This window comes from Aquirufa avitistagni (assembly GCF_042715545.1).
GTDB classification, from domain to species: domain Bacteria; phylum Bacteroidota; class Bacteroidia; order Cytophagales; family Spirosomataceae; genus Aquirufa; species Aquirufa avitistagni.
This window is the reverse complement of the sequence record NZ_JBBKXZ010000001.1, coordinates 259,790-276,824: the sequence shown is the minus strand read 5'-3', so window position 1 is coordinate 276,824 and position 17,035 is coordinate 259,790. Positions and strand designations below refer to the sequence as shown.

Below are 17,035 nucleotides of genomic sequence, written 5' to 3'. Positions count from 1 at the left end.
AAGCCCTTATGATCTCATTGAAATCTTCACGCCTGCAATTGATTCCGCTAGACAATAGTCTATTGAAAAAATGGCATCAAATGGGTCGTCAGGCGCTCGAAAAAGAATTGAACTTGAAACCTAACAACTTAATGTTGGAAAAGTTTTATGCTCAGGAAATGAATGATGCAATGGTCAATTTTTGGCTACCCATGACCCATAAATTCCCGTTGGATTTCATGTGGTACACAAATTGGGAAATAATCCTAACCGAATCATCCTGCTCTATCGGGGGGATTGGCCTATCAGGATTGCCTGATGATGCAGGAACGACGGAAATTGGCTATGCGCTAGATCAAAAATACCGAGGGCATGGATATGCGCGCGAGGCGGTGGATACATTGAGTAAGTGGGCATTTCAAGATTCCGGTTTACGGGTTATTCGGGCAGAAACGCCTTGTGAAAATTTAGCTTCTCAGCGGGTTTTAGAAGCAAATAATTTTCAGCAAACCGACAAAAAAACGATTCAATGCCCAAATCCCATCGACGTGTTCATGTGGGAACGCCTGCGATAAATTTCATTTATCTCGCAAAAATGGTAATTTTACCGGATTGCCAATATTCTAAGGTCGCAAGACCACCCTTTATATGCAGCATTTTACTTCCGTTAAAGACGCGTACAACATCGACAAACTTGTCAATGAGGCTTTGTTGATGAAAAAATCTCCGTATGCCGATAAGCACATAGGCAAAAATAAAACCATGGGTTTGTTGTTTTTCAATTCCAGTTTACGGACTCGTTTGTCTACGCAAAAGGCGGCTCAAAACTTGGGAATGGAAGTTATGGTGATGAATGTGGGTACAGATGGCTGGCAATTAGAGATGAATGAAGGCGTCATTATGAATGGCGACAAGGCGGAACATGTGATGGAGGCCGCGGCCGTGATTGGTCAATACTGCGATATCGTGGGCGTTCGGAGTTTTCCGGGCTTAGTCGATCGCGATTTAGATTATTCCGAATTGGTAATTAACCAATTCATCAAATATACTGGCAAGCCGATTGTTAGTTTGGAATCAGCTACGAGACACCCGTTGCAGTCGCTGACCGACTTGATTACGATTACGGAAACAAAGCAAGTGGACCGTCCCAAAGTGGTATTAACCTGGGCGCCACATGTGAAAGCATTACCGCAGTGTGTTCCTAATTCCTTTGCGGAATGGATGAATATTGCGCATGTCGACTTTACTATCGCCCATCCCAAGGGATACGAATTAGCTCCTGAATTTGCTGGAAATGCGAAGATCTGCTACGATCCACAGGAAGCGTTTGTGGGCGCTGATTACATCTACGCGAAAAACTGGTCTTCCTATTCAGACTACGGAAAAATACTTTCTTCCGATCCTGCCTGGACGGTCTCAAAAGCGAAGATGGATTTAACCAATAATGCCAAATTCATGCATTGCCTACCGGTTCGTCGGAATGTGGTCGTGGATGATGCGGTGATTGATTCGGAGAATTCGATCGTAATCCAACAAGCGGGAAATCGGCTTTGGGCGGCGCAAGCAGTCATCAAAGAAATCTTATTGTCGCAAATGCGGGTAGAAAGCCCCTATTTATTTTAATGAAAAAGCAGGCCTTACATATGGTTAAAATTGGCGGGAACATCATCGATGCCCCCGAGGCCTTAGCTTCCTTTTTAGCAAATTTTGCTTCGATGCCAGGGCCAAAATTACTGGTGCATGGAGGTGGAAAAATCGCTACATCCATGGCCGCAGATTTGGGGATTCAAAGTCAGATGATCGATGGACGCCGTGTAACAGATACGGAGAGTCTGCGCATTGTAACCATGGTGTATGCGGGCTGGATTAATAAATCTATTGTCGCATCCTTACAAGCATTGCAATGCAATGCAATCGGTTTAACTGGGCCAGATGGCGGGTTTGTGGTGTCGAAAAAAAGAAATCCAGTGCCTATTGATTATGGATTTGTGGGCGATATTGAACACGTCAATGCAGCAGGTTTACGTAATTTGATCAGCGCAGGATTAAGTCCTGTTTTTGCCCCAATCACAGCCGATGTTTCGGGACAATTATTAAATACCAATGCGGATACGATGGCACAAGCGTTGGCCATTGCCTTAGGCGCACATTTCGATGTAACGCTCACGTATTGCTTTGAAAAGCAAGGTGTTTTAAGGGATCCCTCGGACGATACTTCGGTGATTCCGCAGATTAATCAGGCAAATTTTACGCAATTAAAGGCAGATGGTATTGTATCAGCAGGTATGATTCCCAAGCTCGAAAATGCATTAAAAGCGATTGACGAAGGCGTTCAAACCGTCCGCCTTTGCCATGCAGATTTTGTTTCACAGCCCGATAAAGGCACGTTAATTCAAGCCTAGATGTATACGGAACAACAATTTCTTGATGCAAAAGTCCTGTTGGCCCAGCTTCTCGCCTGCTCGTCTTTCAGTCGGGAAGAGCAAGGAACTGCTGCCATCATTCAGGATTTTTTGCGTGCTAGAAATATTCCGTCTCATACCGTTGGCCATAATGTCTGGGCAAAGAATCTTTTATTCGACGCAGCCAAGCCTACCATTTTATTAAATTCCCATCACGATACCGTCAAACCGAATGCCTCTTGGTCATATGAACCTTTTGCGGCGACCATCCAAGATGGGAAAATGTTTGGGCTCGGAAGTAATGATGCGGGAGCTAGTTTAGTGTGCTTAATTAGTGTTTTTTGTGCATTTTTCGACCGAGAGCTGCCATTTAACCTCGTTTTAGCGGCAACAGCTGAGGAAGAGATTTCAGGAAGTGGCGGTATTGAATCCGTTTTAAAATCAGCCGATTTTCCGGTGATTTCGTGGGCGATTGTGGGGGAACCGACGGATTGCCAACTGGCCATTGCGGAAAAAGGATTGATGGTGATTGACGCGGAAGTTCGTGGAGTGGCTGGGCATGCGGCGCGGAATGAAGGAGTGAATGCGATTTACTTGGCATTAGAAGATATTAGTAAAATCAAGGCATTTGAATTTCCAGAGGTCTCCCAGGTACTCGGACCTGTAAAATGCACCGTTTCGGTGATTAATGCGGGAAAACAACATAATGTGGTACCGGACGTATGTCACTATACGATAGACTGTCGGGTCAATGAATGTTATTCACTCGAACAAGTACTCGAGATTTTACGTGGTTTGGTTCAAGCGGAATTAACGCCTCGGAGTACCCGCTTGCAATCGAGTAAAATACCTGATGGACATCCGGTGCTCGCGGCAGCTGCTACGTTGGGAATGCCGACTTTTGGGTCTCCTACCCTTTCGGATCAAGCTTTGATGAGTTTCCCATCCGTGAAAATCGGACCAGGGCATTCCGGAAGAAGCCATACGGCGGATGAATTTATTTATTTGGAGGAGCTGAAACAAGGAATCCAAACCTATCAAAATTTACTTTCACACTTAATCTAAGAAGATCGTGGCAAAACTTTGGCAAAAAGAAAATCAAAAAACGGACGCAATCATTGAGCAATTCACGATTGGGAATGACCCTGTTTACGATTTGCAGCTAGCGCGCTACGATGTCATGGGTTCGCTTGCGCACATCACCATGCTCGAGCATGTGGGCCTATTGCCTGCTGCAGAATTAGAGCCGCTTTGTGTGGAGTTAAAAAATATTCTAGAAACCATCGAGGCTGGGACCTTCGTCATCGAAGAAGGCATGGAAGATGTCCATTCCCAAATCGAATATTTACTCACGCAAAAACTCGGCGATTTAGGAAAGAAAATTCACGCGGGCCGTTCGCGGAACGACCAAGTTTTAGTTGACCTGAAGTTATTCATGCGGGCTGAAATCATGGAAATCGCTGACGCGGTGGAGGATTTATTCGATCTTTTAGTAAGCAAAAGCGAGGCGCATAAAAACGATTTATTACCTGGCTACACGCATTTACAAATCGCGATGCCATCTTCTTTTGGATTGTGGTTTGGTGCATATGCTGAATGCTTGGTCGAAGACGCAGAATTGTTGGAGGCCGCATTTCGTTTGGCCAATAAAAATCCATTAGGTTCAGGCGCCGGATATGGTTCTTCCTTTCCCTTAGACCGGAAATTAACGACCGTTTTATTAGGCTTCGAGGCGCCGCATGTGAATGTGGTCAATGCCCAAATGTCACGTGGTAAAACGGAATTTTATGTACTAAACGCCATCAGCCAAATCGCAACGACGCTGAGTCGGCTTGCGATGGATGTCTGTTTATACAACTCCCAAAACTTTGGCTTTATCGAATTACCAAGTTCCCTAACGACTGGCAGTTCGATCATGCCGCATAAAAAGAATCCCGATGTCGCGGAATTATTACGTGGCAAATCGAATAAACTCAAGGCAGTTCCGAACCAAATGCAATTGCTTATGAGCAACTTGCCTTCTGGCTATCACCGGGAATTCCAATTGACCAAAGAATTGTTGATGCCAGCCATCGACGAAATCAAAGATTGCTTGGAAATCACGCAGTATATGGTTTCCAACATGCAGGTCAAAGCTGATCTATTGAAAGATTCGAAATATGACTTATTATTCTCCGTCGAAGAGGTGAATAAATTAGTCGTTGCAGGCATGCCATTCCGGGAAGCGTATGTACAAGTAGGCAAAATGATTGAGGCAGGAAAATTCAATGGCAGCTCACGCGAGCTTAATCACACACACCTAGGAAGCATCGGAAATTTAGGACTGAACGAAATTCAAGCCCAAAAAGATGCGGTTTGGAGTCGCTTTGGATTTGAAAAAGTGGAGGACGCGATTGATAGTCTATTGAGCTAGTTGGCGCGCCAACAACTTCTGCATATACTTTCCGAGAATATCGAATTCTAAATTCACGCGATCACCCACGTTCAGTTGGTGAAAAATCGTGTGCTCATACGTGTACGGAATAATCGCCACAGAAAACGTATCGACTCCTGATTCAACCACAGTTAAACTCGTTCCATTCACGCAAATAGAGCCTTTTTCAACCGTCACATGGCCTGCAGGATATTGAAAATGGTATTCCCACGATCCGTCGTGCGTTTTAATCGAGGTACAAATTCCCGTCAAATCTACGTGTCCTTGCACGATATGTCCATCAAAACGACCGTTTGCGGGCATGCAACGTTCTAGATTTACTTTGTGGCCAACAGCCAAATCACCCAAATTCGTTTTTTGTAAGGTCTCTTGAATCGCGGTTACGCGGTATTGCGGGGATTTAATTTCGACAACAGTTAGGCAAATGCCGTTGTGAGCCACCGATTGGTCAACTTTCAATTCGTCTGTGAATGGAGATGAAAACCAAAAATCAACATTCGAACCGTGCGCTTGCTTGCTTTCCAAAACGCCCATTGATTCCACAATACCTGTAAACATCTGATTAATTTTATATTTTTACGAACCCAAATTTACACGCATTCCTATGAAATTCAATCGCTGGTTCTTGATTCTCATTCCGATTCTTGCTATTCTCACCTATGTGAGTCTTCCCAAAAGCAAGCCAGCTACCGCGCAATCGACCATAGACTCCTTAGCGAGCGTTGAATCCCGCAAAGCAAAAGATGAAGATTTAAGAACAGCCGAAGATTCTCCTATCCCCAATAAAGCCGAATTTACGGGTTTACATTATTTTCCATTTAAGGCTGAATGGTCCATTTTATTTGATGTGACGCGCGCAACGAAAGTAGAAAAAATTGCCTTAAACATGACGGATGGAAGTTTGGATTCGCTGATTGCATTTGGGAAGATAACAGCCACCATTCAGGGAAAAAGTGTTTCGTTGACCGTGTACCAACATGACTCTGGCGATTTTTTCATCCCATTTAAAGACAAAACCGCCCCCACAGAAACCTATGGAGGCGGTCGGTATTTGGAGTTACCCCTAACTAATTTGAGAGAGAACCAACTACGCGTTGATTTCAATCAAGCTTTTTTTCCTTTTTGTGCCTACAACAGCACATTTGCGTGTCCGATTCCCCCGCGTGAAAATGAGTTAGACATCCGTGTGGAAGCGGGAGAGCGTAAACGTTAGTTGGCCCTTCGCACAAAAGATGCCCCCGACAAATCCTTACTAACAGCAGGATTTCCGAGATATGTAATTTTGGAAGCGCCGGAAGCTTCCACGCGCAAGGACTTTTGGACATTCAATTCCACATGGCTGGCCCCGCTTGCATCTACATCTACATCACGTGCAATCATATCAGATAAAACAAGATGACTTGCACCAGAAAGATCGATGGATAATTTCAACACTTGACCTTTCATTTCAATTTTTGATGCGCCTGATAAATCCAGTGTAAGCTTGTCGGCAACAAGCTTCGAAGACATCAATTTAACGGCTCCGCTTCCATGAAGCGTCATTTCTTCTTCGTCCACAAATCCTTCTAAGGTAACTTTTGCAGCTCCGCCAAATTCCGCATCCTTCAAACGCGGCATGGTGATGTTTAGGACGATTTTGCTATTTCCACTACTCCAAGTAATCCATTTAGACATTTTATAATCAATAGATACTTCTAAGGTTGAACCAACTACTTGGACTTCTAAATCTTCTAGATTAGATTCAGTTCCTGTTGCAGAAATGGAATAGGTATTCCCTTTAAAAATATGAACTTCAAATTCATTACCAATTTCGAGGGAATTGAAATTGCCAACTTTATATTTTTTAGTGGTTAGGTCGGCAGAGGCCAACAGGTTGATGGAGACTCCTAGTGCCGCAATCAGTAAGTAGATTGATTTTTTCATAAGATTTTTTTAACGGTTGGCAAGATGTTTCTTCTTCCCAAAAGGTTGCATGTTACTTTAAAATAGTCCAAATTTCTTTCTTTCCGAGCGAATTTGAATTGTTCGCAGTAGCTGATGCATATTTTTTCCCACGTAAAGATTCCGATACATTCAGATCCATCCGGGCTTTCTTATCAATCCAAACGGTCGCATTTTTTACTTTAAAACCAGATGCATCTAATTCGGACCGATCGTAGGTAGAAGCGGCTAGCGCATCCGAACGACCTTCTAGTTTCAAACTATGGAAATCGTGCAGAATCACTTCCATTTTGGCCGCATCGAAACCAGAAATTTCTGTGCGACCAGTTCCCCCTAAATCTACTTTACGCAAATCTGGTGTTTCAATGGTTACTGTCACGTTGCTGGGCAAGGACTTAAAGCGCAATAAGCTACCGTCCACGGATGCGATTTGGCTCCAATTATCCACCGGATCCGAAGATTCCATGGAGATTTTATATTCGGAAGCTTGCTTGATCTCAATCTTAGCCCCATCTGTTTGGCTAATTTCAACCTGTGTAAATGGATTTACCGTCTTGGAGATGGATAAATTAGACGAAGTTGTCCCCTCCTCAGTCTCGGATTCGTTAGAATCTGAAGAGTCATTCGAGCGATTTGGTTCACGATTCAAACAAACTAATCCTTTGTCGGCCGAAAACGTCCACTTAGAACCCACAAATAGGTCGGTACCATTTTCATTGAAATAACCGCTATCCAATACATTTTCGATATAAAGCGCAAACTCCTTCGTCATGCCAAAGCTGACGCCGTACGGAACCAAAATCTTCACACGCATGCGCTGATTTCTAAACTTAAATTGCTTTAGCCCAAAATGTGAATCTAAAATGATTTGATCTCCTTTTTGGTTGAAATGATACTCAATGGATTTGGCATTTACTTCAGCTTCGGCACGGGTTCTACCATTTGATTTAGCAAATTGAATCACTTGAATTGTTTTCCCGTCGTAACCCGCCATCGTTATTTGGGCACGAGAAAATCCATCCCGATTGAAATCATGCAATTCTTCATCATCTAAAAACTGCTCCAAAAACACATCCATTTCCAGGGTATTGCCCAGCATCTTTTCCCAAACACTTTCTTGGGATTCCCGGTGTAAACTAAACACATACGAAGAATCTGTAGGGATATCTTTCACATAATTGACAGAAGCCGTTCGCTGAAAATTACGTCCAACAAAACTAAAGGCAGAAAACAAACCAATCCAGCCCACAATTAGGATTGTTGTAGAAATATATGAATAGGTTTTATTCGTTAATTTCCGGTTGGCCAATAAAGAAACCCCACTAATACCAATTCCCAAAATCATCGGAACAATAGCTGCGTAAGCCGCCCATATTGCCCAAGCAGGCAAATCCTGAGCTAACAGATAAAAAGGAATTCCTGTTTCTCCAAAATTAAGACCGACTACCCCATGATCGAAACCAGATACACCAGCAGTTGTTGCAACAATTAAAGCAAAAGCTAGTGCGATGGAAATGATGATCAATACAATTCCGACAAGGTATTGGACAAACCATTTAACCCCCATCATGACGGGTTTTAGTGCTGTAAAAATCGTTGCTAAGGTGCGAAATGGGAATAATAATAAACGAGTTAGCGGCTTTTCCTCTGTAGAATCTGGCTGAAAAGTATCTTTGATATTTTTCTCTATGTTCTCCAGTGTGATGGGCTCGCCCGTCATCGCCATTTTGTCGGTGACTGTTTTTGCCTTAGGCGTAATGGCCATGATGATGATGTAAGCGACCGCACCGGTACCAAAAAAGAATAAAGAAATCACTGCGAGTACACGTAATAAACCTACGTCCCAGCCGGTATATGCGGAGATTCCGGCCATCACACCGCCCACTACTTCATTTTCCGGATCACGGTAAAATTTGCGGTAAGACTTGTCAGTTTCAACAGTGATTTCACCAGGAATAGCGATCCAACAAGCCACATAGGCCCAGAAAACAAGGTTAGCCGCGTGTAATAATGGGAAAAGACCAAAGAAACCTACGATTAAAATTAGTCGAACCCAGATTGGATCAATTTCAAAATAATTAGCCACACCGGAAGCCACACCACCAATTTGCTTGTTGGTCAAATCCCGACGGAAAATCTTCTTTTCCCCAGTATGCGTGGACGAATTTTGTGTCTGCTCCTGCTTCCCATCCTCACCTTCGATTTCTTTAAAGTCGGCAACCGTCCCTAGCGAAGCAATTAAAGCATCTACATGCGCTTGTGTGATTGCCTCCGTTTTCTCGGTCTCGCGGATGTTCCAGAATTTTTCTGCGATACGCGCTTCGATGTCGTCAACGATGTCTTTGGCGCCTTCGAAATTTTTGAAATATGCATGGATGGATTTTAAATATGCATCCAATGTTGCGAAAGCATCTTCCTCGATGTGGAATACAATGCCGGCTATATTAATTGATAACGTCTTTTTCATATCTGAAAAGTTTATGCTTGGGGTGGTTGAGGATGAATGATTTGGGAGACAGAGGCATGTAAATCATCCCAAGTTCCGTGTAACTCCGCTAAAAAGGTGGTTCCCTTTTCAGTTAAAACGTAATACTTACGTGGCGGACCTGAAACAGATTCCACCCATTTGTAATCGAGAAATCCCGCATTTTTTAATCGAGTCAATAAAGGGTATAAGGTTCCCTCCACGACCATGATTTGAGCGGAGGTTAATTCAGTCAGCATCGTAGACGCATAGACCTCACCCCTCGAAATAATTTGCAGAATACAGAATTCTAAGATTCCCTTCCGCATCTGCACCTTGGTATTTTCAATATCCATCGGTTTATTTTTTTAATTTGATGGGACAAATGTATAAAAGGTACTATGTATTGCAAAGTACCTTAGAAAAAATATTTTTGATTTGTGGATAAACGGTGAGTAATTTGTGTCGAATGGCATAATCTGCCCTACTCGAAACCAAACGCATGTTTAAAGAAGTCTCCTTACCGCTGGCCTTTTACAATCGGGATACCTGGTTGAAAGTGGCGTTTTTCGGCGTATGTGTCTTCATGGCTGGTTTCTCCTTGTATTTCACGGATGGCCTAGTGAACAAACTCGAGGAGCGGGAAAAACAGCAGATCGAATTGTATGCGGAAACCATCCGCTACGTGATGACAAGTGATGAAAATGCCGATATCAATTTTTTCTTTGAGCGCATTAAAAAAATCAACGAAAACAATACGATTCCAGTGATTTGGAAAGATGGTAGTGGGCATTTAAACTCCATCAATATCGCCATGTCGGAGTCGCTTTCTACAGAGGAAAAGCAAACATTGCTTCAATCCAAACTCCAAGAGATCATTGCAGAAAACAATAAACCCATCGAAATGGACATGGGTTTTCAGAAGGAATACATCTATTATGGCAATTCTAAATTGCTGAAATTATTGCGCTACTACCCGCTGTCCCAACTCCTAGTTGTACTGATCATCGGATTTTTGGGCTACATCTTTTTCTCCTATTCACGCCGTGCCGAACAAAATCGCGTATGGGTTGGACTTGCCAAAGAAACCGCGCATCAGCTCGGCACTCCACTTTCGTCACTCACTGCGTGGGTTGAAATTTTACGAAATGAACAGAGCATCAATCCGGAAATCGTAGTTGAGTTATCTAAGGATATTCAACGGCTCGAGACGATTACGACCCGTTTTTCAAACATCGGCTCCATGCCTATTTTGAAAGAGGAGGATTTGGAAGAATTAATTTCCAGCTTCATCAGCTACCTGAAAATCCGCATTTCAACCAAGGTCCACATCGAGATCAAGTCGGCCTTAATCGCGAATCAAGTGGCGAATGTCAACAAATATCTGTTCGAATGGGTGATTGAAAACGTATGTAAAAACGCGGTGGATGCCATGGGAGGAACGGGAGACATGTTGATTTACTTACATGAAGGAAAGAATAATCAACTTTACATAGACATTAGCGATACGGGAAAAGGAATTCCTACAGCTAATTTGTCGAAGGTATTCGCACCTGGATTTAGCACCAAAAAGCGTGGCTGGGGCCTAGGACTAACCTTGGCCAAGCGGATTATCGAGAATTATCACGAGGGGAAACTAAGTATCAAATCTTCTGAGCTGAACAAAGGAACCACCTTCCGCATTTCACTGCCTAAACCAGCTGTGTCATGAGTTCATCCAATGTCGTTTTCGGTTCTGCCCTGATCGTCATCGCCATCGGATACGTATTGAAAAGTCTCGGATTCATTCAAGCGCACGACGCTAAATCCGTCTCTAAATTCTTAATGCACACCACCTTTCCGGCCTTGGTTTTCGCCACCATGACGCATATTGAGTTGTCGGCAAACCTCATGTGGCTCCCGCTAATCGCCATGGTTTTCGGCATGGTTTCTTCCTACATTGGATTTTTAATGTTCAAAAATGAGCCGAGCGAATACCGGGGAATATTAACGATGGGATCGGCCGGCTGGAACTTAGGATTATTTGCATATCCGCTGATTGAGGGCATTTGGGGATGGGAAGGCCTGACCTATGCGATCATGTTTGACCTAGGAAATTCAGTGATAAATTTCATGGTCAACTATGGTATGGGGACCTATTTATCGGGTCAAAAACGGGAAGGAAATACCTGGGTTCATGTGACGAAGCGAATCTTTTCGCTACCTCCATTTTTGGCCATGTTATTGGGCTTAGCCCTAAACTTAGGGAATGTGGAAGTACATGCCTTAGCGATGGAAATTATCGATACCATAGCCAAAGGCAACAAACCCATGGTTTTATTGCTCATGGGAATCTATTTCAGTGTTCGTTTACCCAAGCGGACCTATGCCAAAGTTTTTCAAGTACTAGGTTTTCGCTATGCCTTTGGTTTGAGTGTAGGTCTACTACTGTACTACACGACGCCATTTGCCTTTGAATATCGCAACATGATACTCATCTGCTTGGTACTTCCGGCAGGTATGACATTAATTACCTATGCAGATGACCTGAATTTCGATACAGGAATTGCTGCGGCATTAGTGAATTTTTCAATGCTGATTAGCTTTGCGCTGATGTGGCTACTTGTGGGCATTTTCCAAATGACCACCCATTAAACCAAATAAAATTGGTATTTTTGCCTGAACAATTACAGCCCGAATCGGTTAGTAATTGGTAAATCAACATATTTTATGGTCGTTCCGTATAAAAACCAGAACAAGGGCAAAAAAGAGCAAGTTGCCGACATGTTCAATTCCATCTCGCCTAAGTACGATTTCTTAAATCACTTATTGAGTGGGGGAATTGATATCATCTGGCGCAAGAAGGCCATCAAATTACTGAAAGACAAAGGCATTAAAAGTGTACTTGACATCGCGACCGGAACAGGAGATTTCGCGATCGAAGCACTCAAAATAAATCCCGATAAGATTGTGGGCGTAGACATCTCCGCCGGCATGCTCGCATTCGGAAAAGAGAAAATCAAAAAACTAGGCTTAGAAGACAAGATTTTCCTACAAATGGGGGATTCCGAAAAACTACCCTTTTCAGACAATAGTTTCGATGCGATCATCGTTAGTTTTGGAGTGCGTAATTATGAGAATTTAGAAAAGGGATTAACGGATATGCTGCGCGTATTGAAACCGGATGGCTATTGTTTGATTTTGGAATTCTCAAATCCACGCAGCTTTCCGATGAAGCAATTGTATTCGTTCTACTCAAATTACTGTTTACCGCTTTTAGGCAAGCTCATTTCAAAAGATCCAGCTGCGTATACCTATTTACCTGAATCCGTAGAAGCATTTCCTGATGGGCCCAATTTCATCTCCATTTATGAAAAAGTTGGCTTTATCAAGACCAATTGGATTCCCATGACGGGTGGCATTTGTTCGATTTATTTGGGCAGAAAAGCACCTAAAGTTAAAGCAACCAAAACCCAAAAACTTGAGACGGCATAAACTTATTTTTAGCCTATTAATCAGTTTGATTGCCTTTAACGTGCAAGCGCAAAAGAAAAAATATGTGCGGGTGTTTCACGAGTTCTACGATGAAAAACCACTGCATTTTGGATTTTTGTTTGGCTTTGGCTCCTCCAATTTTAATCTAAGTACCCGAACAGAATTACCCACTGGGACCTACCTGTATTCCCCTCGAAATTTTGGATTTCAAATTGGCGGTCTGGCAAATTATGCCATCAATCCACACTGGGAAGTAAAATCAGGCGTAAACATCGCCTTGTATGATCGGCAGCTGAGTTTAGATGCAGGCACAGGTGGCGGCACTAGTGCCGTGCCGGAAGTTTTAACACGTGAATCAACTTGGCTAGAAATTCCAGCACTCATTAAATACCGCTCTATCCGACGCAAAAATCACCGGGTTTATATGATCGGAGGATTGAAATTTGGCATAGAAGCCAATGTGAAGAAAAAGAGTTCTGCGTTAACGACAAATACGGCCGATTTATCCTTGGAATATGGAGTTGGCCTAGAGCAATTCTTTCAGTTTTTTAAGTTTACCCCGGAAATTCGCTTTTCACATGGTTTGGTGAACATGTATTCTCCACCCGGAAGAACGGGGACGCTGTGGTATACAAATGTTAATAATCTCAAAACTCACACCGTGAGTTTGATCATCAACTTTGAATAGCTAAGGCAAATTCTTTCTCGCTTTGGCAGGATCAATAATCGTTTCTAAAGTAGAAACAGCCGAAACACCGAACCAACCAGAACCCTGTAATTTTGAATTTTTATTCGTGTTCACAAAGTTCGTGGGGATATTCGCCGCCGGACGTGCAAAGAGTCCCGCATTATTTAATTCCAAGCGCGCTTGGGAGTAAAAACTGAATTGATCTAACGAAATAGAATACAGTTCTAAGCTAAGCTTATCCTTAGCCACGTATAATTCAGGGTTAATAGCCCGGCGAATCGGAAGGTTAAACATTAAGCCATCCGTTCCTGAAACTTTTTGCAAAGCGGAGTCATAAAAAACCAATAAATCTGAGGTCGCATTAAAAAGTTTACCGTTTTTGTAAAACTTCAAGCGGTAGCAATTGCCCTCCCCTTTCAAATCAGTTCCAAAAAACCGCGCCTCAAAACCCTCTTCAGGCTTTCCTTCGCCTGATTGACCCGGATTTGCGGTGGCTTTCTTATACGCAATGGAGTCAATGGGTGGCACGGGATTCATTTTAGCCGATGCAATAAACGTATCGGTTCCTGTCTTGACTGTCAACTGATATGTCCGACCCACTTGGCCTAATCGTCTCGTTGAATCAGCAGGAGCCCAAACGTAAACACCCGGAGTTTGTGTACTTTCCACAAAGCGATATTCATTCGTTGCATCATCTTTCACGATGACCTCAGCAGCTCGAATGGCAGGTGCAGGTCCGTTGTCGAAAAAATCTTGCGAACGCGTCAATATAATTTTCTGTGTTCCTGGAAGATTCGTCAGGGTCGCTTCCACAACCAAAAAACGATCAGATGAAGGACTATCTAAGGTCACAACATCTTCGCAAGAGAAAAGCAATAAGGATAAAAATAGAATGAGGTAGCGCATCTTAAAACGTAAAATTATAGGTGACAGCCGGAACAAACGAACCAATGATTGACAATTGAACAGCCTCCGTTTTCATTGTATTTGTTTCATTAGGCTGCGTGTAAATGGAGAACGGATTTCTTCGGTTATAAACATTATAAACCGAAAATACCCACTCAGAAGAACCCTTACCAAATAAGGCTTTCTTGTTTTTCTTAGTAGCTGAAAAATCCAATCGATGGTAATCTGGAACCCGAATGTTACCGCGCGTACCCGGCAAGGTTTGCGGATAAGCAATTCCCTCAAAAATATATTTCTGCGAAGGAATAGAGTAAGGCACACCTGTTATGTAAGCAAAATTAGCCCCAAATGACCATTTGGCCGACAACGCATATTGGCCTACTACATTTAACGTATGTGTACGGTCATAGCGATTCACATACCATTCATCGTTGTTTAACCCTTCAATTAAACGCTCGGATCTGGCCAAGGTATAACTAACCCAACCCGTTAACTTACCCACATTCTTTTTCACATAAAATTCAGCTCCATAGGCGCGACCTTTGCCAAAAAGCAAATCCTTTTCGAACAAGGGATTCAAAAACAAATTCGCCCGATCTGCATAATCAATCTGATTTTGCATTTCCTTATAATATACCTCCACCGAAGTCTCATAATCATTGCCACTTTCTCCCAAATTCTTAAATAAGCCTATGGCTACCTGATCCGCAATTTGAGGTTTGATGTTATTGGTAGACGATGTCCAAACGTCCAAAGGTGTGGAAGCAGCCGTGTTAGACATTAAATGAACATATTGGGCTAAGCGATTATAAGATGCCTTGAACGAAGAATTCTCTCCTACTTTCAAGTTCATAGCAAAACGTGGCTCCCAATTTCCATAATTCGCCACGGAGGCAGTTGGTGCAATTTGAATAGGCTTCAGTGTAAATGAAGTTGGATTCTCAATACTTGCAGGCACTGCGATACGCTCATAATAAACGCCATCATCACTGCGGTAATCATAATTCGAATAACGTATACCGTATTGAATGGAAAGACGTGGACTTAATTTCCATTCGTCCCCTACGTAGGCCGACAATTCCACGCCACTTTTATTTGACTGACCAAACTCACGTCTGTCCCCATTAGATGACGCAACCGCTTTACCCGGAGAAAATTGATACGTTAAAACCTGTGCCCCAAACGTTAACGTATTATCCGGCGTAAGGTAATACGTGAAATCAGGTTTGAAACTTAAATTTTCGATATTCGATGTCCAGCGAAATGCATCCGATGGACGCTTATTTTTTAAATCTGAATCCAATAAATAATCATAATTACTGTAGAAAGCAGTGGCATTCAAGAACAGCTTATTCGAGAAGACGTGGTTCCAACGCGCAGAAATCGTGCTATTTCCCCAATTGAATCCAAAGCCGGTGCCAAAAACATCCCGACCAAAGTAACCGGATAAAAACACGGTATTCTTCGAATTGATATTATAATTCACTTTGGCCGTCAAGTCGTAAAAATTGAACGCCGCATCTGCATTGTTTCCGGTTAAAAACGGCTTAGCCAATACATCAATGTAGGAACGGCGCGCAGCTACGATGAACGAAGCCTTGTCTTTAATTAATGGAGCCTCAATGGAAATACGAGAGAAAATAACCCCAATTCCCCCATTTACCTCGAGTTTTTTGGCATTACCCTCCTTCATTTTTACATCTAAAATGGATGAAACGCGACCACCATACTGCGATGGAATTCCTCCCTTAAACAACTTCACATCCTTAACTGCATCCGGATTAAACACTGAGAAAAAACCAAATAAGTGAGAGGAATTATACACCGGCGCATCATCCAATAAAACCAAATTCTGATCTACACCACCGCCTCGCACGTTGAATCCCGAAGCGCCTTCGCCAACGGTCGAGACGCCAGGAAGTAATTGAATCGCACGAACTAAGTCAACTTCACCTAATAAAGCAGGAATTTTACGAATGGTCTTAATGTCAATTTTATTGACTGACATTTCAATGCCCTTGACATTTTCATCTAAGGCATTCGCTAATACACGGACCTCAGCTAACTCATTTGAAGCAGGAGCTAATTCGATATTTAAGGTTTGATTCTTAGAGGAAAAAGTAACTTTTCGCTCTTGCTTCACATATCCAGACGAAGAAAAAACTAAAGTGAAATCACCCGGCTGCACCGACAAACTAAAGAAACCATACGTATTAGTTACGTTACCCGTCTTTAATTCCTTGATATAAATACTAGCTCCGATGATCCCCTCTCCACTCGTGGCGTCTTTGATATAACCACTTAATGTTGCCTTTTGGGCAAATGAGGTAAATCCGAAGAACAAAAAGGTAAAAATCAAAAAGTGGCGTGCCGACATACATATTAAAAATAAACCACAAAGATAACGCCAAAAACACGGATTTGTTTTATTTGGCTATTTTTTAAGCACATCAGTAATATAATTCCGTTATGTTTTTTAAATAAGATTTTTTAGTAATTTGCTTTCACTAGCCAATAAACCTACGCATGGACCTGAAAATTTTTGGAAAAATCATTCGCGAAAAAAGAAACAACCTCAATCTAAGGCAAGAAGAATTAAGTGAGAAGAGTGGCGTAGCCATCAAAACGATCCATTCCATCGAACTCGGAAAAGGAAACCCAGCCATTAAAACAATCTTACGCATTTTTGATACACTTGAACTCGATTTCATCGTCGTTTCAGCCAAAACAACTGCAAATCAATAAAT

General features: G+C 42.6%; 17 protein-coding genes. 11 read left to right on the top strand and 6 right to left on the bottom strand.

Going from position 1 to position 17,035, the window contains the following annotated elements; all coding sequences use genetic code 11:
• Positions 1 to 8: 8 nt before the first annotated feature.
• The 5 genes from U0R10_RS01160 to argH all read left to right on the top strand — a co-directional run bounded on the left by U0R10_RS01160 (position 9) and on the right by argH (position 4,794).
• Positions 9 to 554 carry a GNAT family N-acetyltransferase gene (locus U0R10_RS01160; protein ID WP_377981846.1) on the top strand — a complete coding sequence of 182 codons (546 nt, stop codon included), beginning with the start codon at positions 9 to 11 and terminating at the stop codon, positions 552 to 554.
• A gap of 73 nt (positions 555 to 627) precedes the next feature.
• Positions 628 to 1,602, top strand: coding sequence for a Rossmann-fold NAD(P)-binding domain-containing protein (locus U0R10_RS01155; protein ID WP_377981845.1), 975 nt, complete (start codon positions 628 to 630; stop codon positions 1,600 to 1,602).
• The gene (gene argB, locus U0R10_RS01150) at positions 1,602 to 2,381 is read left to right on the top strand and encodes an acetylglutamate kinase (protein ID WP_377981844.1); all 780 of its coding nucleotides are present in this window, start codon (positions 1,602 to 1,604) and stop codon (positions 2,379 to 2,381) included. The genes U0R10_RS01155 and argB overlap by 1 nt, the downstream gene beginning before the upstream one ends.
• Positions 2,382 to 3,446: a M20/M25/M40 family metallo-hydrolase gene (locus U0R10_RS01145; protein ID WP_377981843.1), complete on the top strand. Its 1,065-nt coding sequence runs from the start codon at positions 2,382 to 2,384 to the stop codon at positions 3,444 to 3,446.
• A gap of 7 nt (positions 3,447 to 3,453) precedes the next feature.
• Entirely contained in the window at positions 3,454 to 4,794 is a 1,341-nt protein-coding gene (gene argH, locus U0R10_RS01140; protein WP_377981842.1) for an argininosuccinate lyase, read from the top strand.
• Here the strand turns inward: argH and U0R10_RS01135 are convergent.
• Positions 4,783 to 5,373: a riboflavin synthase gene (locus tag U0R10_RS01135; protein ID WP_377981841.1), complete on the bottom strand. Its 591-nt coding sequence runs from the start codon at positions 5,371 to 5,373 to the stop codon at positions 4,783 to 4,785. The genes argH and U0R10_RS01135 overlap by 12 nt on opposite strands.
• Positions 5,374 to 5,419: 46 nt before the next feature.
• Here U0R10_RS01135 and U0R10_RS01130 point away from each other — a divergent pair, with 46 nt between their 5' ends.
• A complete protein-coding gene (locus U0R10_RS01130) occupies positions 5,420 to 6,028 on the top strand; it encodes a DUF1684 domain-containing protein (RefSeq protein ID WP_377981840.1) in 609 nt (202 codons plus the stop codon).
• On the opposite strand, the gene U0R10_RS01125 is transcribed toward U0R10_RS01130, so the two are convergent.
• The 3 genes from U0R10_RS01125 to U0R10_RS01115 are packed head-to-tail and all read right to left on the bottom strand — an operon-like array spanning position 6,025 to position 9,576.
• Positions 6,025 to 6,738, bottom strand: coding sequence for a head GIN domain-containing protein (locus U0R10_RS01125; protein WP_377981839.1), 714 nt, complete (start codon positions 6,736 to 6,738; stop codon positions 6,025 to 6,027). The genes U0R10_RS01130 and U0R10_RS01125 overlap by 4 nt on opposite strands.
• A 52-nt stretch (positions 6,739 to 6,790) precedes the next feature.
• Positions 6,791 to 9,223 (bottom strand): PspC domain-containing protein, encoded by a 2,433-nt coding sequence (locus tag U0R10_RS01120; RefSeq protein WP_377981838.1) that lies wholly within the window; start codon positions 9,221 to 9,223, stop codon positions 6,791 to 6,793.
• Between the two features lie 11 nt (positions 9,224 to 9,234).
• Entirely contained in the window at positions 9,235 to 9,576 is a 342-nt protein-coding gene (locus tag U0R10_RS01115) for a PadR family transcriptional regulator (protein ID WP_377981837.1), read from the bottom strand.
• Positions 9,577 to 9,722: 146 nt separating this feature from the next.
• Here U0R10_RS01115 and U0R10_RS01110 point away from each other — a divergent pair, with 146 nt between their 5' ends.
• The 4 genes from U0R10_RS01110 (at position 9,723) to porT (ending at position 13,382) form a co-directional block, all read left to right on the top strand.
• Positions 9,723 to 10,931, top strand: coding sequence for a sensor histidine kinase (locus U0R10_RS01110; RefSeq protein WP_377981836.1), 1,209 nt, complete (start codon positions 9,723 to 9,725; stop codon positions 10,929 to 10,931).
• Complete coding sequence (locus tag U0R10_RS01105) at positions 10,928 to 11,854, top strand: AEC family transporter (RefSeq protein WP_377981835.1); 927 nt, start codon at positions 10,928 to 10,930, stop codon at positions 11,852 to 11,854. Before U0R10_RS01110 ends, U0R10_RS01105 begins: the two co-directional genes overlap by 4 nt.
• A gap of 75 nt (positions 11,855 to 11,929) precedes the next feature.
• Positions 11,930 to 12,694: a bifunctional demethylmenaquinone methyltransferase/2-methoxy-6-polyprenyl-1,4-benzoquinol methylase UbiE gene (gene ubiE, locus U0R10_RS01100; protein ID WP_377981834.1), complete on the top strand. Its 765-nt coding sequence runs from the start codon at positions 11,930 to 11,932 to the stop codon at positions 12,692 to 12,694.
• Positions 12,681 to 13,382: a type IX secretion/gliding motility protein PorT/SprT gene (porT, locus tag U0R10_RS01095; RefSeq protein WP_377981833.1), complete on the top strand. Its 702-nt coding sequence runs from the start codon at positions 12,681 to 12,683 to the stop codon at positions 13,380 to 13,382. The genes ubiE and porT overlap by 14 nt, the downstream gene beginning before the upstream one ends.
• Here porT and U0R10_RS01090 read toward each other — a convergent pair whose 3' ends face one another.
• Both U0R10_RS01090 and U0R10_RS01085 read right to left on the bottom strand, forming a co-directional pair.
• Positions 13,383 to 14,288, bottom strand: coding sequence for a DUF4249 domain-containing protein (locus tag U0R10_RS01090; protein WP_377981832.1), 906 nt, complete (start codon positions 14,286 to 14,288; stop codon positions 13,383 to 13,385).
• A 1-nt stretch (position 14,289) separates the two neighbouring features.
• Positions 14,290 to 16,665 carry a TonB-dependent receptor gene (locus tag U0R10_RS01085; protein ID WP_377981831.1) on the bottom strand — a complete coding sequence of 792 codons (2,376 nt, stop codon included), beginning with the start codon at positions 16,663 to 16,665 and terminating at the stop codon, positions 14,290 to 14,292.
• 149 nt (positions 16,666 to 16,814) lie between these two features.
• On the opposite strand from U0R10_RS01085, the gene U0R10_RS01080 reads away from it, so the two are divergent.
• Entirely contained in the window at positions 16,815 to 17,033 is a 219-nt protein-coding gene (locus U0R10_RS01080) for a helix-turn-helix domain-containing protein (RefSeq protein WP_377981830.1), read from the top strand.
• The last annotated feature ends 2 nt before the right edge of the window (positions 17,034 to 17,035 follow it).